At 48.4% G+C, this 22,122-nt stretch carries 19 protein-coding genes and 1 pseudogene; 9 read left to right on the forward strand and 11 right to left on the reverse strand.

The window, feature by feature from the left end; genetic code table 11:
• Positions 1 to 7: 7 nt before the first annotated feature.
• From C812_RS00485 to C812_RS00500, 4 genes are all read left to right on the forward strand, one after another.
• Complete coding sequence (locus C812_RS00485) at positions 8 to 1,531, forward strand: class I SAM-dependent DNA methyltransferase (protein WP_016310743.1); 1,524 nt, start codon at positions 8 to 10, stop codon at positions 1,529 to 1,531.
• Entirely contained in the window at positions 1,521 to 2,816 is a 1,296-nt protein-coding gene (locus C812_RS00490; RefSeq protein WP_051134886.1) for a restriction endonuclease subunit S, read from the forward strand. The genes C812_RS00485 and C812_RS00490 overlap by 11 nt, the downstream gene beginning before the upstream one ends.
• 17 nt (positions 2,817 to 2,833) lie before the next feature.
• A complete protein-coding gene (locus tag C812_RS00495; protein WP_016310745.1) occupies positions 2,834 to 5,971 on the forward strand; it encodes a type I restriction endonuclease subunit R in 3,138 nt (1,045 codons plus the stop codon).
• Between the two features lie 67 nt (positions 5,972 to 6,038).
• Entirely contained in the window at positions 6,039 to 8,132 is a 2,094-nt protein-coding gene (locus C812_RS00500; RefSeq protein WP_016310746.1) for an AAA family ATPase, read from the forward strand.
• Positions 8,133 to 8,677: 545 nt separating this feature from the next.
• Here the strand turns inward: C812_RS00500 and C812_RS00505 are convergent.
• From C812_RS00505 to C812_RS00515, 3 genes are all read right to left on the reverse strand, one after another.
• Positions 8,678 to 10,084 (reverse strand): MFS transporter, encoded by a 1,407-nt coding sequence (locus C812_RS00505; RefSeq protein ID WP_016310747.1) that lies wholly within the window; start codon positions 10,082 to 10,084, stop codon positions 8,678 to 8,680.
• Positions 10,085 to 10,205: 121 nt separating this feature from the next.
• A complete protein-coding gene (locus C812_RS00510; RefSeq protein WP_016310748.1) occupies positions 10,206 to 10,721 on the reverse strand; it encodes a TetR/AcrR family transcriptional regulator in 516 nt (171 codons plus the stop codon).
• 365 nt (positions 10,722 to 11,086) lie between these two features.
• On the reverse strand, positions 11,087 to 11,668 hold the full coding sequence (locus C812_RS00515; RefSeq protein WP_016310749.1) for a TetR/AcrR family transcriptional regulator: 582 nt from the start codon (positions 11,666 to 11,668) through the stop codon (positions 11,087 to 11,089).
• 163 nt (positions 11,669 to 11,831) lie between these two features.
• Here C812_RS00515 and C812_RS00520 point away from each other — a divergent pair, with 163 nt between their 5' ends.
• Positions 11,832 to 12,725, forward strand: a complete 894-nt coding sequence (locus C812_RS00520; RefSeq protein WP_016310750.1) for a ketopantoate reductase family protein — start codon at positions 11,832 to 11,834, stop codon at positions 12,723 to 12,725.
• A gap of 91 nt (positions 12,726 to 12,816) precedes the next feature.
• Here the strand turns inward: C812_RS00520 and C812_RS00525 are convergent, their stop codons facing one another.
• From C812_RS00525 to C812_RS21435, 3 genes are read right to left on the reverse strand one after another with little or no spacing between them, the layout of a single operon-like run.
• Complete coding sequence (locus tag C812_RS00525) at positions 12,817 to 13,677, reverse strand: arylamine N-acetyltransferase family protein (protein ID WP_425270060.1); 861 nt, start codon at positions 13,675 to 13,677, stop codon at positions 12,817 to 12,819.
• Between the two features lie 2 nt (positions 13,678 to 13,679).
• Entirely contained in the window at positions 13,680 to 14,249 is a 570-nt protein-coding gene (locus C812_RS00530) for an NADPH-dependent FMN reductase (protein WP_016310752.1), read from the reverse strand.
• A 15-nt stretch (positions 14,250 to 14,264) separates the two neighbouring features.
• Positions 14,265 to 14,540 (reverse strand): hypothetical protein, encoded by a 276-nt coding sequence (locus tag C812_RS21435; protein WP_167669285.1) that lies wholly within the window; start codon positions 14,538 to 14,540, stop codon positions 14,265 to 14,267.
• Between the two features lie 428 nt (positions 14,541 to 14,968).
• Between C812_RS21435 and C812_RS00540 the strand changes: the two genes are divergently transcribed.
• The 3 genes and pseudogenes from C812_RS00540 to C812_RS21730 all read left to right on the forward strand — a co-directional run.
• On the forward strand, positions 14,969 to 15,730 hold the full coding sequence (locus C812_RS00540; RefSeq protein ID WP_016310754.1) for an ArsR/SmtB family transcription factor: 762 nt from the start codon (positions 14,969 to 14,971) through the stop codon (positions 15,728 to 15,730).
• Between the two features lie 26 nt (positions 15,731 to 15,756).
• Entirely contained in the window at positions 15,757 to 16,140 is a 384-nt protein-coding gene (locus C812_RS00545) for a VOC family protein (protein WP_016310755.1), read from the forward strand.
• A 152-nt stretch (positions 16,141 to 16,292) separates the two neighbouring features.
• A pseudogene (locus C812_RS21730) lies at positions 16,293 to 16,460 on the forward strand (MFS transporter); the annotation flags it as partial.
• Here the strand turns inward: C812_RS21730 and C812_RS22145 are convergent.
• The 3 genes from C812_RS22145 to pdxR form a co-directional block, all read right to left on the reverse strand.
• On the reverse strand, positions 16,430 to 17,092 hold the full coding sequence (locus C812_RS22145) for a CcdC protein domain-containing protein (protein WP_482802599.1): 663 nt from the start codon (positions 17,090 to 17,092) through the stop codon (positions 16,430 to 16,432). The pseudogene C812_RS21730 and the gene C812_RS22145 overlap by 31 nt on opposite strands.
• Before the next feature lie 160 nt (positions 17,093 to 17,252).
• A complete protein-coding gene (locus C812_RS00555; protein WP_016310758.1) occupies positions 17,253 to 17,834 on the reverse strand; it encodes a TetR/AcrR family transcriptional regulator in 582 nt (193 codons plus the stop codon).
• Positions 17,835 to 17,941: 107 nt separating this feature from the next.
• Positions 17,942 to 19,375, reverse strand: a complete 1,434-nt coding sequence (gene pdxR, locus C812_RS00560; protein WP_016310759.1) for a MocR-like pyridoxine biosynthesis transcription factor PdxR — start codon at positions 19,373 to 19,375, stop codon at positions 17,942 to 17,944.
• 122 nt (positions 19,376 to 19,497) lie between these two features.
• Between pdxR and C812_RS00565 the strand changes: the two genes are divergently transcribed.
• Positions 19,498 to 20,475: an aldo/keto reductase gene (locus tag C812_RS00565; RefSeq protein ID WP_016310760.1), complete on the forward strand. Its 978-nt coding sequence runs from the start codon at positions 19,498 to 19,500 to the stop codon at positions 20,473 to 20,475.
• 61 nt (positions 20,476 to 20,536) lie between these two features.
• On the opposite strand, the gene C812_RS00570 is transcribed toward C812_RS00565, so the two are convergent.
• Together C812_RS00570 and C812_RS00575 are read right to left on the reverse strand one after the other, a co-directional pair.
• Entirely contained in the window at positions 20,537 to 21,649 is a 1,113-nt protein-coding gene (locus C812_RS00570; protein WP_016310761.1) for an NADH:flavin oxidoreductase, read from the reverse strand.
• 84 nt (positions 21,650 to 21,733) lie between these two features.
• Positions 21,734 to 22,063, reverse strand: coding sequence for an ArsR/SmtB family transcription factor (locus tag C812_RS00575; protein WP_016310762.1), 330 nt, complete (start codon positions 22,061 to 22,063; stop codon positions 21,734 to 21,736).
• Between the last annotated feature and the right edge of the window lie 59 nt (positions 22,064 to 22,122).

A 22,122-nucleotide genomic window follows, 5' to 3' on the forward strand; every position in this document is an offset into this window, starting at 1 on the left:
TAGGATCATGGCAACAGCGAACATTGGATTCGAGGAAAAATTATGGAGCATGGCCGATAAACTGCGCGGCAGTATGGATGCAGCGGAGTATAAGCATGTAGTGCTTGGCCTTCTATTTCTGAAATATGTGTCGGATGCGTTTGAAGAAAAATATGAAGCATTGAAAAATGAACCGTATGCTGATCCGGAGGACCGGGACGAATACGTTGCAGAAAATATATTCTGGGTACCGAAGGAAGCGCGCTGGAGCCATATCAAGGATAACGCGAAAAAGCCGGAAATCGGGCAGATCATTGATAATGCGATGATTGCCATCGAGAAGGAAAATCCGTCGCTGAAAGGCGTACTGCCGAAAGATTATGCTAGGCCAGCGCTGGATAAAACCCGCCTTGGCGAAGTAATCGACCTGTTCTCGTTCAAGGTCGGCGATGAAGAGAGCCGCTCGAAGGATGTTTTGGGTCGGGTATATGAGTACTTCCTTAGCAAATTTGCTAGCGCGGAAGGCAAGAATGGTGGCGAATTCTACACCCCGAACAGCGTTGTGCGCCTGCTCGTTGAGATGATTCAGCCGTTCAAGGGCCGCGTATACGACCCCTGCTGTGGTTCCGGCGGCATGTTCGTGCAGAGTGAGAAGTTTGTAGAGGAACATCAGGGACGCATCGGCGATATCGCGGTGTATGGGCAAGAGTCGAATCCAACAACGTGGAAGTTGTGCAAAATGAACCTCGCTATTCGCGGCATCGACGGCAATCTTGGAGAGCATCATGCGGACACGTTTCACAATGATTTACATAAAAACCTGAAGGCCGATTACATCCTGGCGAATCCGCCATTCAATATCAGCGATTGGGGCGGCGAACGACTGACAGAAGACGCTCGTTGGGCGTATGGGGTACCTCCCGCTGGGAATGCCAACTATGCGTGGATTCAGCATATCGTGAACAAGCTTGCGCCCAGCGGTGTTGCAGGCTTTGTACTTGCGAACGGCTCCATGTCGACAAGTACGACGGCGGAGTTTGAGATTCGCAGCAAGCTGGTTAACGCCGATCTAGTCGATTGCATCGTCACCTTGCCGGGGCAATTGTTCTATTCTACGCAAATTCCGGTTTGTCTTTGGTTCATTGCCAAAAATAAAGCGCCAAAGGGCCTTCGGGACCGCCGCGGCGAAATCCTGTTTATCGATGCACGCAAAATGGGTCATATGGTGGATCGGACGCATCGTGAGTTGAGTGCCGAAGATATTCACAAGATCGCCGATACGTACCATGCGTGGCGCGGACAGACGGAAGCTGGTACGTATGAAGATGTGAAAGGTTTCTGCAAAGCAGCGAAGCTTGCTGAGGTTCAGGAGCATGAATACATCCTGACGCCAGGACGTTATGTTGGCATTGAAGAAGTAGAAGAAGACAGCGAACCGTTCGAGGATAAAATGGTGCGGTTGACATCGGAGCTGGCAGAACAGTTCGCCAAGTCCCGGCAACTAGAGGATGAAATTCGCAAGCGGTTAGGGGGGATTGGGTTTGAGTTCTAATGGATTTATTTGTGCGAAATTAGATGAGGTGGCTTTAGTAGTAATGGGTCAATCGCCAAAAGGTGAGGACTGTAATCTAAACGGAATAGGGATACCATTATTAAATGGTCCAACAGAATTCGGAACCAGCTATCCCACCCCTGTTCAATATACAACAGATCCCAAAAAGAGAGCCAAGAAAGGTGATTTATTGTTTTGCGTTAGGGGCTCAACGGTTGGCAGGATGAATTGGGCTGATCGTGAATATGCAATAGGTAGAGGATTAGCCTCAATTTCACCGAAATACATTGGAGAGGAACATTATATTAAGGCTCTAGTTGATTACAACCTTCCACACATACTTAACATTGCGACTGGATCTACGTTTCCTAACGTGTCTAAAGATACACTTATCCAGTTGGATGTTTTGATAGCGCCTAGAGAAGAACGAATTAATATCTCTAAATTATTCAAAAGTATTGATAATAAGATCGAACTTAACAACGCCATCAACAAAAACCTTGAAGAATTGGCCCAAGCCCTTTTTAAGCGGTGGTTTGTGGACTTTGAGTTTCCGAATGAAAACGGCGAACCATATAAATCCAGCGGCGGCGAGTTTGAGGAAAGCGAGTTAGGTTTGATTCCTAAGGGGTGGAAGGTAGACCTTCTTCCGGACTGGATTGACTTTCTTGAAGGACCAGGAATCAGGAATTGGCAGTACAAAGAAGAAGGGATTAAATTTTTAAACATCCGTTGTATTAAGAATCAAGATTTGGATTTGATGACTGCAAATAAAGTTTCTGAAGAAGAGGCAAACGGGAAATATAAGCACTTTCTTTTAGCAGAGGGAGACGTAGTAGTATCTACTTCGGGTACGCTAGGAAGATCTGCAATTGTTAGAAAAGAACATCTACCGTTAATGCTTAATACAAGTATTATTCGATTTAGACCCAAAGACGGCATGAGCTTTTCATTCATGCATCAATATCTACTTTCTAAGGAATTTGTTAACGAACTCAATACTAAAGCTTCAGGTAGTGTTCAATTAAATTTTGGTCCCAAACACCTAAAGACCATTAAAATGCTAATACCAGAGAAGCAGTTACTTGGAAAATTCGAATACGCTGTAAGACCACTAATCGACCAGATGTGTAGCTTAAAAACTGAAAATAACAGGCTATTAATATTAAGAGATTCGCTACTCCCTAAACTCATGTCTGGTGAGATCCGTGTCCCTGTCGAACAAGAGCTTAGCACTCATGAGTCGTATCTGGTCGCGGAAAATAGAGCAGCCTATCAGCCCTAATCCAAAGGAGGTGCAACATGGCCTACTATACGACGTCTTATACCGAAAGTGACTTAGAGCAGGCCGCGCTGGAATGGTTCGAGGAACTGAACTACGAGAAAGCTTACGGCCCGGACATTTCTCCCGAAGGCGAGTATCCCGAACGGCTATTTTACCATGAGGTCATCCTGAAAGACAGACTGCGCGATGCTCTAATTCGCATTAATAAACATGTGCCGCGGGAAGCGATTGAGGAAGCAATCAGGGTCGTTGAAGTGCCGCGCAGTCCCAGCCTGCTGATCAATAACAAGGCGTTCCAGAAGATGATTACCGATGGAATCGATGTGCAGTATCAAGCCGCCAACGGCGAATATCCGACAGAGAAAGTATGGCTGTTCGACACCGACCCGGACCGGATCGACAACAACGACTTTCTGGTCGTCAACCAGTTTACCGTCGTTGAAAATCAGGGAGAGAAGCGCCCGGATATCGTCGTGTTCGTAAATGGATTGCCGATCGCCGTATTTGAATTGAAAAGCGCCTCCAACGAAGAAGTCGGGATCAGCGATGCCTACAATCAGATGCAGACGTATAAAGGAGCGATACCGTCCCTGTTCACGTACAACTCGTTCCTGGTCATCAGTGACGGTGTGAATGCGCGGGTAGGCACGTTGACCGCCAATGAAGATCGGTTTATGATGTGGCGCACGATCGACGGCGATGACGTGGCGCCCTCCTCCCTGCCCCAGCTTGAAGTGCTTGTGAAAGGGATGTTCGAGAAAAGTCGGTTGCTCGACATTATCAAGCATTTCGTGCTGTTTCAGACCGATGGGGAGCATCTGTTCAAAATATTGGCGGGATACCACCAATACCATGCCACCAACAAGGCAATTGCAAGTACGGAACGTGCGACGATGGACGAAGGTGATCGCAAAATCGGCGTCATCTGGCATACGCAAGGCTCCGGTAAAAGCTTGTCCATGGTTTTCTACGCGGGAAAACTTGTTCTGACGCTGAACAACCCGACGATCGTCGTGGTGACGGACCGGAACGATCTGGACGATCAGTTATTCAGCACGTTCAGCAAGTCGAAGGACTTGCTCAGGCAAACGCCTCAGCAAGCGGAAAATCGGACTCATTTACGTGAGCTTTTGTCGGTGGAGTCGGGCGGGATCATTTTCACAACGGTTCACAAGTTCACCCCCGATGAAAATGAAGACAAGTATCCTGTACTTACGGAACGCCGCAATGTGATCGTGATGGCGGACGAGGCGCATCGCAGCCAGTACGGGTTTCAGGCAGAAATGGTCGCCGGGGAAGACGAAGCGGCCATTAAGTACGGCTATGCCAAATATATGCGCGATGCGTTGCCGAACGCTTCTTATATTGGCTTTACCGGAACGCCGGTTGAACTGACAGATAAAAATACGCCTGCCGTTTTCGGGGACTACATCGATATTTACGATATGACCCGAGCTGTAGAAGACGGAACGACGGTCAAAATCTATTACGAAAGTCGAATTGCCCGCCTGGAGTTGTCGGAGGCGGAGCGCCCAGTCATCGACAGCGAGTATGAGGAAATTACGGAGTATCAGGAATATACGCAGCGGGAGCGTTTGAAGTCACGTTGGGCTCGGCTAGAAGCGTTGGCCGGTACGGAGAAGCGGGTTAAGAAAGTCGCTCAGGATGTTGTCGAACATTTCGAGCAGCGGCAGAAAGCCGGCTTCGGCAAAGCGATGATCGTTGTGATGTCGAGGCGGATTGCCATCGATATGTACAAAGCGATTGTTGCTCTCCGACCGGATTGGCATAGTGATGACGACAATGAAGGCAAGATCAAGATCGTCATGACCGGTAGTTCCAGCGATCCGGAGGAGTGGCAACCGTTTATCGGCAACAAGCGGCGCCGTGAACATCTTGCGAAGCGGATGAAAGATGTGAACGATCCGCTTCAGATCGTCATTGTCCGTGACATGTGGCTGACCGGGTTTGACGTGCCGAGCATGAATACGATGTATATCGACAAGCCGATGAAAGGCCATAACCTGATGCAGGCGATCGCCCGTGTGAATCGGGTATTCCGTGACAAGCCGGGTGGTTTGATCGTCGATTACATCGGAATAGCGGATTTGCTGAAATCGGCGCTGCAACAATATACGGAAAACGATCGCAAAACTGCCGGCATCGACACGGACCAAGCCGTTGACTTTATGCTGGAAAAACTGCAACTTATCCGTGAATTGCTTCATGGGTATGACTACAGCAAATTTGCTTCAGAGAAAGCATCCGAACGGATGAAGGCCATTGTTGAGACGGTCGATTACGTACTTGGATTGGGTGAAGAGAGCAAGCGGAACTTCCTAAATTGGACGACGGAATTAGCAAGAGCCTTCTCGCTTTGCGCGACGACTCCCGCAGCTGAGGAAGTTAATGTCGAAATTAGCTTCTTCAAGGCGGTAAAATCTGGTATTATTAAGTTGATAACTGATGAGAACAGGAAGAAAACGACGAAAGAGCTCGACGCCGAGTTGAATCAACTCATTTCGAAATCGGTCGTATCTGATGAAGTCGTTGATATTCTGGAAGCGGTAGGTTTGCAGAAACCCAACATCGCGATTCTATCGGATGCGTTTCTGGAACATGTGCGCGGGTTGAAGCAGAAGAATCTGGCGGTGGAACTTCTCCGCAGGCTGCTTCAGGGTAAAGTGAAGGCCGTTTCTCGGACCAGTATTGTGCAATCGAAGAAATTTTCTGAGATGCTGGAGGAAGCGATACGAAAATACAACAACCGCACCATTGAGACGACTCAGGTCATCGAAGAACTGATTCAAATGGCCAAAGAAATGAACGAGGCTGTCAAGCGTGGCGAAGACCTCGGTCTGGTCAAGGAAGAATTGGCTTTCTACGAAGCTTTAGCTTCGAACGAATCGGCCAAAGAACTGATGGGCGATCTGATGCTGAAGCAGATCGCACATGAACTGACCCAAGCGATCAAGAGCAACATTAAGGTCGACTGGACGCTTCGTGAGAATGTACGGGCGCAAATGCGGATTACCGTCAAGCGGCTGTTGAAGAAGTACGGTTACCCGCCGGATCTGGAGAAGATGGCCATTGATCTGGTGCTTCAGCAAGCTGAATTGATGGCGCAGGCGGAGACGGAAGAGTATAAATATTAAATGACATCAGGGCGTAGTAAAACAATTATACTTGTTTACTGCGCCTTTTCAACGAAAGGATGATACCATGCGCACTGAAATGCTAAAATTTCGGGTAACAAATTTTCGTTCTGTGAGGGATAGTGGCTGGATTGAAACAGGTCGAATTACTTCACTTGTTGGAACTAATGAGTCCGGAAAAACCAACCTTCTTATTCCCCTCTGGAAATTAAAACCTGCTAATGGCGAACCTATTGTACCTTTGATTGATTATCCAAGAAAGGAATTCATTGATTACGATGAAGGAAAAGCAGACGAAGTATTTGTATCTGCGGAATTCATACTATCTGACACAGATGCAGATCATTTGATGGAAAAAACCGGTTTTTCGAAAGATGCTGTTAAAAAGGTAATTGTATCTAGAAAATTCAACGGTAAATACAAGATAGAATTCCCGAATATAGGGGATCCAACTGTCTATCCATCACGAGATGTAATCGATAAATTAGATGATTTACGACGTAGAGCATCTGAAATTGCTTACAATTATAAAACTTATTCAAGTTTTAAAGACGACTTTATTTCTTTACTTTCAGAAACTATAGACAAAATTAGAAATATTGAGTATTTGAACAGTGAACATATAATTGAAATTCAGCAGGATTTTAAACAGTTTAATCCAGAACATATACCAAAAACAGCAGCAGATTTATCTTCTCTATTAAACACTGTTTTAGATTATATCGATTCATTACTTACTCAAGTGGAAAGGAAACCGCCAGCGGATGATAAAACAGTAGTTGATTTAGTAATCTCTATGATTCCTAATTTTGTATACTATGCTGACTATGGGAATTTAGACTCGGAGATATATTTACCACATGTAATAAATAACCTTGAAAGACCTGACCTTGGAGAAAAAGAACGTGCAAAAGTAAGGACTTTAAAAGTTCTATTCGATTTTGTAAAACTAGATCCCAAGGAAATCCTTCAGCTAGGACAAGAAAACATAAACATAAATAGTCCAGATCCTCAAAGGATTAAGCTTGAATCTGAAAACAAGAAAAAAAGGGAAATTTTACTTCAATCAGCTTCTACAAAATTGACTAGAGACTTTAAACAATGGTGGAAACAAGGCGATTATAAGTTTCGATTTGATGCGGATGGAAATCATTTTAGAATTTGGGTTAGTGATGAAAAAAGGCCTGAAGAAATTGAACTTGAAGGAAGAAGCAGAGGGTTGCAGTGGTTCTTTAGTTTTTTTCTTGTATTCCTTGTTGAGAGCTCCGATGGACATTATGAGTCGATATTATTATTGGACGAGCCTGGGCTATCATTGCACCCACTTGCTCAATATGATTTAATAAATTTTTTCAACACGCTGTCAGAAAGTAATCAGTTGCTATATACTACTCATTCTCCATTTCTTGTGAATTCCAATCATTTAGAACAAGTCAGGGCAGTTTTTGTAGATGAAGAAGGATTTACTTCGGTTTCAACGGACTTAAGAGCAAATACATCTATTGCTTCAAAATCTATCTATCCTGTTAATGCTGCACTAGGACTAACGGTGTCTGACACGCTATTGATCGGTTCAAAACCAATATTAGTCGAAGGTCCTTCTGACCAAATTTATTTGAATCTGATAAAGATGTATCTATTATCATATCAGTTGATTACTCTAAATAAGGAACTTGTCTTTATACCCGCTGGAGGGGTAAAAGGCATTTCTACACTTGTCTCTTTAGTTCAAGGAAGAGATGAAATTTTACCGGTTATAATTCTCGATTCAGATAAACAAGGTCAAGAAAAAGAGAAAAATCTGAAGAAAGAAAAATATGTTGGATTAGAGGAATTAATTGTAACAATGAAAGATATCTGCGGTATGGATCTCGCTGAAGTTGAGGACTTAATGCCAGGTGAAGTTATGGCAAAGGTTTTTTCTAGAATGTATCGTACGTCCGATGAGTATTTTGATGATGTTTATAAAGTAAATCAGCCAATAATACCTCAGATTGAGGGATTTGCAAGAAGAAATGGTGTTAGTCTTCCCCAAGGATGGAAAGTTGACTTTGCGAGACAAATAGCAAATTATTTTGATAAAAACGAAATAAAATTGGCAGATGAAACTGTGCAACGATGGAAAAAGCTTTTTGATAGAATAATTTTGACGCAAATCTAGGCTGAGTCTGAAAAGTTGGCATCTACTACAAGCTTGGTGTTTCTTCGGGGGAGATTATACGGAATGATGGTACCACGTCAGTGCCACAGGAGTCTAAAACTTTATTTTTCGATTGTTAAACGTTGTGAATAATCAGATCGTGCTCAGTCTAAAACTTATTTTTAAAAGCTGACGAATTTCCAACTCAAAAATCCGCGTCAGATCAACAACTCCAGTCTAATACTTTATTTTCTTCGAACATTATCTTTATCTAACTGGTGAAATAAATGTGTGGAACCAGTAAAGAGTGTCTGGTACCATTAAAAAATCTATGGAACCAGTTAAAAAAGTGCGGAACTTCTAGAACAGTCCCGATGATGCCGTTAGGTCATCGGGACTTCATTATTATGTAAGAGTTGGAGCTGTCACCAGAAAATAAAGTATTAGACTGCCCCTAGAATTTGAAACAGCAACAGCCAAGGACGAGAAAATATAGTCCTAGGACTGTTGCTGTTTCATTGTATTAACGGATCCGATGTCGCCTATTGGGTATAACAATTACCTGCCTATTGCACCTCTGCATGTTGGAGGTTTCTTCCGGTGAGCCGAGTTCTCGCGAACAGCAACGCAAAGGCGACACCAAGAACGATCATCGCTGCGCCGGACCATAACGCCGGCACCAAGTGCATGCCAAAATCATCAGGTGTTTTAATGGCTGCACCTGATTGGAAGATCAGCCCGCTGATGGCGATGCCGAACACGCCGCCAAGTTCACGAGTTGCGTTGCTGATGCCGCTGGCTTCCCCAGAAGATTGGTCCGGGACCGAGGTCATGATACCGTGGGCGAGCGGGGTGAAGCTGAAGCCCATCCCGGCTCCTGCCAGCATCATAAGCGGTGCTTGCCATAGGAACGGTACATCCACGCCAGCTGTTCCGATCAAGATAGCGAATCCGGCTAGTGCCAACGCTTGGGCTGTCATGCCGACGACTAACACAGTCCGGTTACCCAACCGCCCCACAGCGAACCCGGCAAGCGGAGCGCAGATCATCGTGCATCCAGTCCAGGCCATCGTCCGGACGCCGGCCTCCAGGGCCGAATACCCCTGCGCTTGTTGCAAGAACAAGGTGAGCAGGAAGATAGCGCCAAAGATGCCCGCATTCATCCAAAATCCGGTGAAGACATAGGCGGTGTAGCGCATGTTGCGGAACAGGGCGAAGCGGATATATGGCGTTTCCCTCTTCCGTTCCCACAGATAAAATAGAATCATTAAGAATACGCCGGCGGCCAGCGACCCGATTACTTCCAATGATGTCCAACCTTTGGTGTTGCCTTGTTCAAGTCCGTATACAATGCCGAACAATCCTATAGCAAGCAGCAGCACACCTGGCAAGTCAAGGGGCTTCGATTCGCCCTTCGTTTCGTTGAGCCAGAAGCTGCCGAACAGAAGCGCAAGCAGGCCAATCGGAACATTTACCCAGAAAATCATTTGCCATGGCGCGCCTTCCACGATCACCCCGCCGATCAGCGGCCCGATGGACAGCCCGAGCCCGGAAATGCCGGACCATATGCCAAAGGCAGCGGCTCGCATGTTTTCCGGGAAGCCAGCGTTCACAAGCGTTAGGCTGAGCGGTACGATGGCCGCCCCGCCCATGCCTTGCAGCGCCCGGGATAAGATAAGTTGCAGCGAGTTGCCGCTTACGCCGCACAGTATAGAACCAACAGTGAACAGAACGACGCCGATGAGGAACATCCTTTTGCGCCCGTAGCGCTCACCCAGCATGCTAAACGGGATCAACAATACAGAAAAAGCGAGCGTATATGCGTTCATAAACCATTGCAGATCGGTCATGCTGGCGTTGAAAGACCGCTGAATTGACGGCAACGCAACGCCGAGCACCAGATTGTCGAGCATGGCCATGAACAGGGCACAACAGGTGACAACAAGCAAACGAATTCTTGCAGGGGTAAACATAGGGGTCATCTCCTATTTGGAATTTTATTTATTAATAAATAAATTTGTGATTTGAGAAAAAGCAAAGCGCTGTACCACAGTGGCTTTGCCGGGATAACTTACGGGATTTGGTCGCAATCGATTAACACCAGGGCAGCAATTTGCTCAGGCCGACGGATTCGGAAAGTGAGATGACAAGCCCAGTTCCAATAAACGCACTTGCTTCGTTTCCGGGATTCGGAAAACCGGCTTGCTCGAACCGCGCCTTCAGCCGGTCATAGACAACATCAAAACATTGCCGGGTAAATTCCCGGACTGCCGGTTCTGGTATGGCATATGACATCATCACTAGCAATATCTCATTGCGATGGGTTTCAAGCAGCTTCGCAAAGGCCAGACCCAGCGACTCTTTCAATTCTTCCGGACGGGCTTCAACCGATTCAAATGCATAGTAGATTTGCTTCGAGGCTTGCTCCAGCACGGCCAAATACAGTTCTTCCTTGGATTTGAAGAAGTGGAACACGTACGGTTGCGTCACGCCAACCGCTCGCGCCACATCCGCTGTGGTCGTCTTATAATAACCGCGTTCGGCGAACAGGACTGCGGCCGCCTCCAGAATATGCTGTTTCCGGCTCTGCTGATCTTCTCTGGGTGACATGTTTAACGCCCTTTCTTATTTATTGACTGATAAATAATTTATAGGGCAGAACTTTCCATTTGTCAATCCTCTCGGATGGATAAAGTGATGCATTTGGTCGTGAATGTTGCGGGGATGAACACACTGATGTTTGTTGAGTCAGGGGAGAGAAAGTAAATATCCCTTTCGCACTTCAACCATGGGGACCACATTACGGGAGAAGTGGTCGATCTCTTTGGCGTGACGTGGATGATCACCAAGCAGTAAGCTTAGGTGACGAGAATCGGAGCTTAGGAACTTAACACGGAAAAACCGCGCCCCATACCAAGCAAGGTATGAGGCGCGATTCTTTTATATCGAGTCATCACAAATTTGCTCATCCCGCTTTATTTTTGCCTGCTGTTATTCAGTACTTCAAGGCCGTTCATTACATATGGCCGAACCATCTTTACTAATAAATCGGTTCGATGCTTGTCCCCAACCGTTAACCAATGATGGGCTGCGCCGTAGATCGCGGAGGCGGTCATAGCCGAAACGATTTTGATCTGACGGAGTTCCATAGCCGGCCCTTTGGTGAGAAGGCTTTCGATGATTTGCTGCAACATTCGCTTTATCTGTTCATCCACAAGCGTCGCGATTGATTTGGAAATCATTCTGCATGTCTGATAAAAATCCACAATGTAGCGGTGTGTCAACAGGATCAACTGATCACAGATTTCAGATGAAAACTCCTGCGCATTCTTCACTTCATCGGGAACCATATCATGGAAAAACTGTTCGGTGTATTCTTCAAGCAACGCATATTTATCTTCATAATGGGCGTAAAAGGTGGCGCGGTTAATAGCAGCTTGCTGGGTGATATCCTTGATGGATATCGCATCAAAGTCTTTACTCCGCAACAATTCTCTGAATGCTTCTCGGATAAACTGTCGTGTGCGCATGACCCTTGGATCTTGCGGATTAACCATAAACCTGTCCCCCTCTAAAACATCAAATATCCAAATGTGTTGTTTAGGCAACGTCCTCGTGAATCTGTCTGTTGAACTCATGATCCTAGTGTACTACGATTTTATCAGACAGATGTTGCTTAAGCAATTTATGTCGAGTATCTTCTAGAAAGGTAGGAACATCATGAACTCGAGACAACCTCGACTTTTGATATTTGGTGCAGGTGTGATTGGCAGTGTATATGCCCTCCGTTTTGCACAGTATGGATTAGACGTCACCGTTTTGGCGAGAGGAAAGAGACTAGAGGTCCTGCAACAGAAGGGATTGCTCTACAATGAAGGTGGAGTCGTTAAACAAATACCGATCAAGACCATTGAGAAGCTGGAAGACAACGACATCTATGATTTTATTTTGGTACCCGTACGATTCGACCAAGCCGAATCTGCCCTTAAGGTGCTCAAGGATAATAAGAGCAAAACGATCGTCACTTTGACGAACACCGTTGGATATGACAGTTGGCTTGACATCGTAGGTGATCGACTGCTCCCTGGATTCCCGGGTGCAGGTGGAGACATCAAAGATGATGTTCTATACGCCCAATTTGGTACGGCGAAACATCAAGGCACCATTTTTGGTGAAATCAATGGACAGGTTACCGAAAGAGTGAAAGAGCTCGCTAAAATCCTTGAATCGGTAAATTTACACTATGAAATCCAAACTGACATTCAAGCTTTCCATATTTCCCATGCGGCATTAGCCATCGTCAACAAGCATTTCCATACCAAGGATGGCATGATGGATGTAGAATCGGCAAGAAGTGTGAGCACGCTAAGCAAAATCGCTGCAGAGATGAAGCAAAATCTTCGCCTGGTTGAGCAAGCCGGAATTCCGGTCATTCCAGCGGAAACGAAGGCGGTACTGGAATTGTCCGATGACGAGATCATCTCCAGTCAACAACAGATGCTGACCAACGATTTTATCATTGATGTGAAGCTTGGGAACCATGCCGTCAGCCAAAAGGCAGAAATCTTGTTACTCGATGAGATGTTTCATAAGAAGCTGTCCAATCTTCGATAACTTAGGATTTGGTTGAATAAAAAAGCAGCGGCGGGCTAAGACTTTACTTTTAAGTATTAGTCCACCGCTTTTTATTTGGGGGGTGCCCCTCTCATTTCAAATTCGCCTTCTTCCACTCCTCATGATATGTCCACACCCGCTTCCACAGCTCCTCACGTTCAAGCTGGCTATAGCTGACGAGATGCTCCTGAAACACGTCTCCCAGCACTTCCAGCCATTGGGTTTTGGTGCGGAGCTCTGTTTTTTCGATTGCTTTGTTGTCTCGTCGAGTCCATATACATCCTCTTAATTCATTACTGCCCGTGGCGTGTCTATGCCGAACAAGAAATAGCTTCATCCAGGGCGACTCCGGCGATCGGCTGTAAAATTCATGCTTAGGTTTGAATTCCTCCAGATTCTCCAGTTCATCCGGGTCATAATCAACGCCAACAAACGAGGCGTTCGGGTCGTGCACCAGCCGCCAGCCGCCTTCTGCCACGTCGGAGTTCACGACTTGATAGCGTAGCGGCCCTTGCTCGTAAGTTCCGATCTGCAGCGGAAGCGGTTCATAGGGCATATCCCCCAGCCCCACATCGATGATGTAACGTTGTGCTTGCTGCTGTTCATTGGTCAAGCTGACGGTAAGACCAAGGTGAAAGGAGTTAATGCGCGGTTCCTGCCCTGGCGGCTGGACACCGGCTCGATGCCAAAACACACGGTAACCGAGGGAATGAAGCAGTACGCCAAACGCACCGTTTAAGTGAAAACAATACCCGCTTCGGTTGCTCAACATCAGACGGACGCACTCATGAAGATCGATTGGAGTGGGTCTGCCAGCAACGATATCGATAGTCTGCCAGGAAATGGTCGACACATGGGCTCTGTGAAGCTGGGTGAGATAGTCAAGGGTTGGCGGTTGGACGTCTGCGATCCCGATTCTTTTTAAGTAAGCTTTGATTTCAGCGGGGGTCATCCTCATGTTTCCATCATCACTTTCTCAGAATGCTTGCTGTCATGCCCCAGCTTCTTGACCAGTGCGATAAACCGCTCAACGGCTTGATCGATACGCCCAAGAATCTCCTTATCTTGCGGAAGCCCATTTGGATCAAAGATCGATTGGCCTTCCCCAACGGAGATCCATTCCGGACAATGGATGCCATGCAGATTCCGAATGATGCTCTGCAAATGGAGAAGTGAACTAACCCCCAGAGGACCACCTGCCGAGCTCACCGTTAAGAACGGCTTCCCTGCCACGTGGCGGTTGTCCAGGTAATCCAGTGCATTTTTTAAGGTGCCGGAAATGGAACCATGATACTCAGGAGTGCCCAGGATAATGCCGTCGGCATGTTCAACCGAAGTGATCAGAAGCTCCGCTTCCTTAGGAACAACCTCGGAATCAGGGGAAAAGAGCGGTAGCTGCACAGCCGCCAAATCAATAAATGAGACGGGAATATTGTTCGATTTCAGCAGGTTTTCGATATAGCGAAGAATACTTGTGCTAATCGCATGGTGCCGGTTGCTTCCGGCGATCAGGGTAATATGCATCGTTACGACCTCACTTTATTCGTTAAGCTGGTGATTGCCAAGCGATACTGCTAAGTAGGAAATGAAGGTGCCCCCCATCATAAAGAAGCTGATCTCCATGGCGCTAAAATGCTGGGTGACCACTCGGGCCAGCACATTATACCCGGCTAACGTAATGCAGGCGAGAAGGAGCAGGACGATTCCGGCTGTGTGCGACCAGTTGCTGCTGCCATTCATCATATATATGAACACAATGCCGCCTGCAGACAGAAGAAGAGAGAGCTTCTGCATCCAGGAGTTTTTTTCTTTCAAGAAAAGGGAGGCGAAAATAGCATCGTGACCGCAGGCGTCATGGCGCTGATGATGCCCCCTTCTGCGGAACTCGCATGCTGAAGCCCAAAGGTTAGCAAGATAAAGTAAGCGATCGGGTACAACGCAGCGAGCAATAGTAGGGAAAATATCGATTTACCACGAAAGCCAAAGTCAGTTTGAACAACAGAAAAGTTATGCCAATCACTGTCGCATTCAGGATGGCAACGAAATAAGCGAGCTTCAGTTGAGAAATCACCTCCAGGTTGTCATACCAGCTCTAGGATGACCGCCGGCGGACATCATGCGCTGCAATATAAACACGTGACCTAATGGTCACTTTTAATATATGTTACTATATGGTAACATGTCAACGGTTATGAAGACATTTTTTGCCCACTATTTCGTGGACGTCATGGAGGCATGTCCTGATGGACGATATATTTAAAGCACTGGCGGATCCGAGCCGACGCACGTTGCTCGATCTGTTATATGAGAAGGATGGCCGAACGTTAAACGATCTCTGTGCGCATCTGCAGATGTCCCGTTTCGGTGTCATGAAGCATCTACGAATCCTGGAAGAAGCGGGTCTGCTGACGACCCGGAAGGTGGGCCGGGAGAAATATCACTACTTGAACCCCGTATCCATACGCCAAATCTACGATAGGTGGGTAAGCAAGTACGCCGAGCCATGGGTATCGGGATTAAGTTTGCTAAAAAAAGAGTTGGAGAGTGAGCCAGCCATGGAGCCAAAGCCAAGACATGTCAGCCGAATTGCGATCAAGACCAGTCCGGAACAGGTATGGAACGCGCTGACCAATCCTTCGCTGACCTCAAAATATTGGTATAACGGGTCACTTCGCGGCGAACTCAAAGCGGGTTGCCCGTATGAGATCTGGAATCCTCAAGGGCAGGTGCAGGCCAAAGGGGAATTTCTTGCCGTAGAGCCGCCTCGTCGGCTGGTGATGTCCTGGCAACTGCTGATCCAACCCGAGACCGCGGAGGAGAAGCCTTCCCGATTAACTTGGGAAATCGAGCCGCATGCCGAGTTCGCCGGGGTAACGTTAGTGACTGTGGTACACGACGAGTTCGAGGAAGCTCCCGTGACTTCGCGTATATTGGAAGAGGGATTGCCGATCGTATTGTCCGGGATGAAGACTTTGATTGAGACAGGTGGTGCATTAACTACTTAAGGGAAAAATAAGGAGGCAGAATTCCAATGAAAATCGTGGTGACAAGCCTATTCGTTCAAGATCAGGACAAGGCGTTAGAGTTTTATACCCAAACCCTAGGGTTTGTAAAAAAGCATGACGTTCCTGCCGGAAAATTTAGATGGATCGCGTTGGTATCGCCCGAGGAGCAAGACGGGACCGAGCTTTTACTCGAACCCAATGACCATCCTGCTGCGAGAGAATATCAACAGAAGTTGTTCGCCGATGGCATCCCAGCCACGATGTTTGGAGTTGCAGACACTCACCAAGAGTACGAACGCTTATTGAAGCTGGGGGTGAAGTTCACGATGGAGCCGACGCAAATGGGCGAGAACACCATCGCGATCTTCGACGATACTTGCGGCAATTTGATTCAGATAATTGATTATTAAGAAATAACTTCATTCGTTGAGATCTGTAATGTTCGATCCCACTTCTTGTAACTTGCGAAGAGAGTTCATTGATTTATGACAGGATCTGTCACTAATATCCCTTATCATAAACAAGGAATCTCACCAGACGCTACAAGGAGTGATCGAAAGTCATGTTCAGATTTACGATACTATTCTTTGGTATCATGTTTATGATTGGAACCGACACCTTTCTCATCTCGCCGCTGCTGCCAACGCTGCAGGATCAATTTGGTGTGGATACGGGCATTGCCGGCTGGATGATTGGCGCCTACACGCTGGGTTCTGCCATCTTTGCCTTTTGTTTGCGCAGCAGGAAGAGGTTGTAGGTTGCGTAGTAAGAGATCATCACGAACATCAACCCGGCGGTCCAACCGCCGGTGATTCCTTGCCATTGCTCTGCGGAGGAAACGCCGGTTTGGGTGAATGCAACGTAAAATCGGAACAAGAATCTTATCAAAAACAATAGGGTGACAATCATTCCGATCCACAAATTTGGCATGTAATGCAATCGTCCTTCGCGTTGTTCGAATCGGGTCATCGCCGCACTGCAGGTTGCCAGAATGATGCCGAGGGCGGTTCCTGCTAGGTCAGAGATTAGACTGCTTATATGCGACGAGCCTGAGATCAACAGGATGAATCCGAAGATCGTCATGATCACGGTAGACACTTGTAACCTGCGCGAATTCAGCGGTTGCCATCCAAAATTTCGCCGTAGGCGACGATAGACGCGGTGCAATATAAAAAAAGCGAGAAGTGCGAAAATAATGATTTGTGTATTCATCGCGGGGTGTGGCCTCCTTCGATTGTTCTTTGGTCTGATCTCCATGTTACTTGAGTTCGTTTGGATCAGCGACCATCCTCGGATACAATTGCGCAGGTTCTGTGTATATCTGCGGATAGAACAAGGAGATGAGGTGATGACCTTGAACATCAAAGGAGGGGAAAGCTCAAGATAGAGGGGGAATAGAAGCGTGGAACCTTGCTAGCTGATAGGGTGGAACGGAGGGGGTGTTCCAGCCCATATGCAGCATACGACTGGATGTTGCGTGTCTTCAGCACCGTTCATTAAGTGAGGAGACGGCAAAGAATCCTCACGACGGCTTCAGCATCTCCATCGAAACCTCGGCAATTTGATGGAGCTTCTGCTTATCCGTGGAAGTGCGACGCATAACGCGGATTCCGAGCATCGTCGCATGCAAACTGGACGCCAGCAGGCGAGGGTCTAATCCGGGTGAGATATCTCCCGCCTGTTGTCCCTGTTGGATGAGCTCAGTCAACAACTGCTCTTCATTGCCGAACAGCTCGCTCGTTAATTTGCTGACCTCAGGGTCTCGGTAGGCCAGCTCCGTCGCTGAGTTGACAAAGAAGCAGCCGATTGGTTGGTCGCCATTGGTCTCAATCAAATAATCAAAAATCAAACGGATGGATTCTAACGCCGTCCGGCCGCGTTGGACTTCCGTCTTAATGGCAGCATTCGTAATCCGTGCATACTTCTCCATCGTTTTGAGGTACAGCGTGTGCTTGTCGCCAAACGTGTCGTATAAGCTGCGGCGATGAACCCCCATATGCTCGACGAGGTCTTGCAGCGAAGTCTTCTCATAACCTTGCTCCCAAAATAGACGCATTGCTTTAAGGAGCACCTCGTTCTCATCAAATTCCTTGCTTCGTGCCATAGTAAATCCTCCTTTATCCCTTATCTTAACATATTGAGAATGAACGGTAAAAGAAAGGATAGCGAGCGTCCCTTCGATCCTTTATGAATTCACTTCGCATGCTGGTGTCAATCTCGATAAGCATACTCCTCTAGAAAGCTTTGCAACCGTTCAATTCCCAGTTCGATCTTCACCTCAGGGAGATTGCCATAGCCAAGCAAAATATGCCGCGTATAGTTGCCTTGGATGAGGCAGTAGTCCTCGACCCCATATACGCGTACGCCGTAGGCCTGGGACTTGGACCAATCGAGACCTGCAGGAATCCCGCGAAACTCAACCATCAGGTGCATGCCGGCTTCATCCCCTTGAATAACCGCACGCGCGCCGAAATGGCGTTGTATCGCTTCGATCAATAGCTGGCGCCGCTGTCGGTAGTTTTTTTTCATTTTGTGAATATGCCGGTCCAAGCAGCCATCCCGCATAAACATCGCCAGCGCAATTTGCAGCATCGACGGGGGACGGAGATTCTGGGCTTCGCGCAGGTCAGCCATGGGCCGAACGAGATGAACCGGGAGAACCAGGAAGCCGAGACGCAATCCGGGCGCCAGCGTCTTGCTGAACGTTCCAACGTATATCACGCGACCCGGGTTTAAGGTATATAGCGGCGGGATCGGAACTCCCTTTAATCGAAAATCACCATCATAATCGTCCTCGATGAGATAGGAGGCCGCTTCCTCTGCGAGGCGGACGGCATGTTGTCGCCGCTGAATCGGCAGAATACCGCCGCCCGGAAACTGGTGCGAGGGCGTGAGCAGCATGAGATGTCCCGGCTCCCATTCGCGCAGCTCATGCACCTTCATTCCGGCGCTGTCGATAGCGACCGGCGAGATCCGATAGCCAACTTTGCGAAAAATATGCTGCGTGAACTCAATCGTCGGATCCTCCAAGTACACGGCGTCAAAACGGTCCCGCAGCGTCTGGGCAATGAGGGCAAAGCCTTCCGAGGAGCCGGATACAATCATGATTTGCCCCGGTTGGCAACGCATGCCTCTCGTTCGGTAGAGGTAGGCGGCAATCTCCTTTCGCAGCGCTTCTTCCCCGCGGATGTCGCCGTAATCGAGGGAGGTGGAGGGGATTACCTCCGCCGCTTCTTTTAAATATTTAGCCCATAGCTTCCGAGGAAAATGGCGCAAATCCGGCGTGCCGATCTCGAAATCGATCAAACCCTCGGAATCGGAAGATGCCTCTCCCTCCCATCCCAACCGCTCCATCTCCAGTTCCTCTCCCTCACTTTCGCCAGCGCTGGCAAGGCTCGTCCGAATTCCACTTGCCACATAGGTGCCGGAACCGGTTTGGCCGATCAAATAGCCTTCGGCAATGAGCTGCTCATACGCGTCGATCACCACGTTCCGGGCAATCCCAAATTCTGCGGCCAGCTTGCGGGTGGGAGGGAGCCGCATTCCTTCCCCCCATTCACCTCGTTCAATATTTTGCCGGATTTGCCGGCAAAGCTGGGCCGTCATCGTTAGTTCTGAAGCCGGATCCAGTTGAATTCCGTACATGATTACTCCCCCTCCCTTCGGGAAATTGGTTCCTAAAAATAACCAAAAAGTGGCTCTAAAAAGAACCGATTATCTCTATTATACTGTGATGGAAATCAAATGGAAGATGGAGGGATCAAGCAATGAATAAGAAAACGATCGGCTCCTCCGGGCTTCAGGTGAGCCCGCTCGGATTCGGCGGATGGGCCATCGGGGGACCTTTCCTGCTGGACGGCTTACCGGATGGTTGGGGAGAGGTCGACGATAAGGAGTCGATCCGGGCTGTTCAAACGGCGCTGGACCAGGGGATTAATTTCTTTGATACAGCGGATGTGTACGGCACCGGTCACAGCGAGGAAATTTTGGGACAGGCGCTGCATGGGCGGCGGCAGGACGCAGTGATCGCTACGAAGTTTGGCTTTACGTATGATGCCGCAACCCGGAACGTATTTACGAAGCTGGATGTGTCCCGCAATTATATCCGTTGGGCTTGCCTGGCCTCCTTAAGACGGCTCGGTACGGATTACATCGATTTGTATCAAATCCACCCGGGGGATTTCTCGTCAGAACAACTCGATGAGGCGATCGATGGGCTGGAACGGTTAAAACAGGAGGGGCTCATCCGCGCTTACGGATGGAGCACCTGGAGCACAGCGAATGCCGAGCAATTCGCCCGCAAGTCCTCCGGTGCTGCGATCCAGCATCCTTTGAATGTGCTTTCCGATGATAGCAGCATGGTCGAATTGTGCGAGCGGCACGGGTTGAGCAGCATTAACAACTCCCCGCTGGCGATGGGGCTGCTGAGCGGCAAGTTTACGGCTGCATCGAGCCTTCCGGCAGATGACGTTCGCGGGAGCGGGCATGAGTGGGTACAGTATTTCAAAGACGGCAAGCCGCTTCCGGAGTATTTGGCGAAGCTGGATGCGGTTCGTGAAATTTTAACCTCCGGCGGACGCAGCCTGGTGCAGGGAGCGCTGGCCTGGATCTGGGGGAAGAGCGAGTGTACCATCCCGATTCCGGGGCTCAAAAACGTCAAACAGGTGGAGGAGGCGGCAAAGGCCATCTCATTGGGCCCGTTGACTCCATCCCAAATGAGCGAAATCGAAGCGATTTTGCGATAACCTAAAAAAGACCTCTTCGAAAATCTCGAAGAGGTCTTGATTCCATTCGGTAAGCAAGGGATCAGCTCAATGTGGAGAGGGCTTCCTTAGTAAATGGCTTCAGCTCATCCATGCGGCCGTCGCGGATTTTTGCCGCCCAAGCCGGGTCGGTGAGCAATGCGCGGCCAACGGCAACGAGGTCGAACTCGCCGCGTTCGAGGCGCTCGATCAGCTGCTCAATACCGGTTATGTCTCCGCCTTTGCCTGACTCGAACAAGCTGGTGAACTCGGAGTTCAGTCCGACGGAACCTACAGTGATCGTCGGTTTGCCGGTCAGCTTGCGCGTCCAACCGGCCAAGTTCAGCTCTGAGCCCGCGAACTCCGGTTCCCAGAAACGGCGAGTGGAGGCATGGAAAATATCAACACCAGCCGCACTCAGCGGAGCTAGGAAGCGTTCCAGCTCTTCTGGGGTCTTGGCCAACTTGGCACTATAATCAACAGGCTTCCATTGCGAGAAACGGAAAATAATCGGGAAATCCGGCCCAACCGCAGCACGGACAGCTTCGATTACCTCAACGGCAAATCGAGTACGCTCAATGAGGTCGCCGCCGTATTCGTCCGTCCGTTTATTGGTGACTTCCCAGAAGAACTGGTCAATCAGATACCCATGCGCCCCGTGGATTTCGACGGCGTCAAAGCCAAGGCGCTTCGCATCTGCAGCAGCTTGAGCGTAAGCCTGAACCAGCTTGCGAATCTCTTCCTTCGTCAGCGGTTCCGAGACTTGCTCACCGGTCAGGCTGAGACCGGATGGTCCGATCGGATCGGCATCCGACTCAGGGAACGTCTCTCGCTTGCGGGCCGTACCGGTATGCCAAATTTGGGGGGCAATTTTGCCGCCGGCTTCATGCACTTCATCGACGACTCGCTGCCAACCAGCCAACGCTTCCTCTCCGTAGAAATGAGGTACATCCCGATCGGCAGGAGCTGCCGGATGGTTGATCACCGTACCTTCCGTAATAATCAAGCCAACGCCGTTCTCCGCTCTTCTCCGATAGTAACCGGCGACATTAGCCCCCGGGATACCTCCTGGAGAAAAGGAACGAGTCATTGGCGCCATGACAATTCGATTGGCAAGCTTCAGTCCACCGCCTTCAAAAGGTGTAAACAGAGCGGCAGCGGTTTGAGAAATGGACATAGGGATCTCTCCTCTCGTGTATAGATATATCTAAATATATAGATCAACGGATGAATATGCAAGCTGAAAAAATTTTCTGCTGTATTATTTTTTGGCCTTCAACTTAGCGGCGAATTGTTCCAAGAAGGCATCAATTCCTTTTTCATTTAACCGGTAATACGTATATTGCCCATATCGGCGGGATTCTAACAAGCCGCTCTTTAGCAAGCTTGCTAAATACGAAGAAATGACGGATTGCGCTAATCCCGATTTTTCTTGAATCGAGCCGACACATACGCTGCCCGGAAACTCCTGTTTGATGACCTCCGGCAGATCGGGCTCTAATTTCTCCGGCTCCCGCAGCCAACAAAGGATGTTGAGCCGGGTTTCGTTTGAGAGGGCCTTCAGTACAGCCAGCATGTCGTGGTCTTTCATCGCATTGGATCCCCGTTCTTGGTTGGTTTGTTCTCAGTATACCAAAATTTTCGCCGCCC

The organism is Paenibacillus barengoltzii G22, assembly GCF_000403375.2.
In the GTDB taxonomy this organism is placed as follows: domain Bacteria; phylum Bacillota; class Bacilli; order Paenibacillales; family Paenibacillaceae; genus Fontibacillus; species Fontibacillus barengoltzii.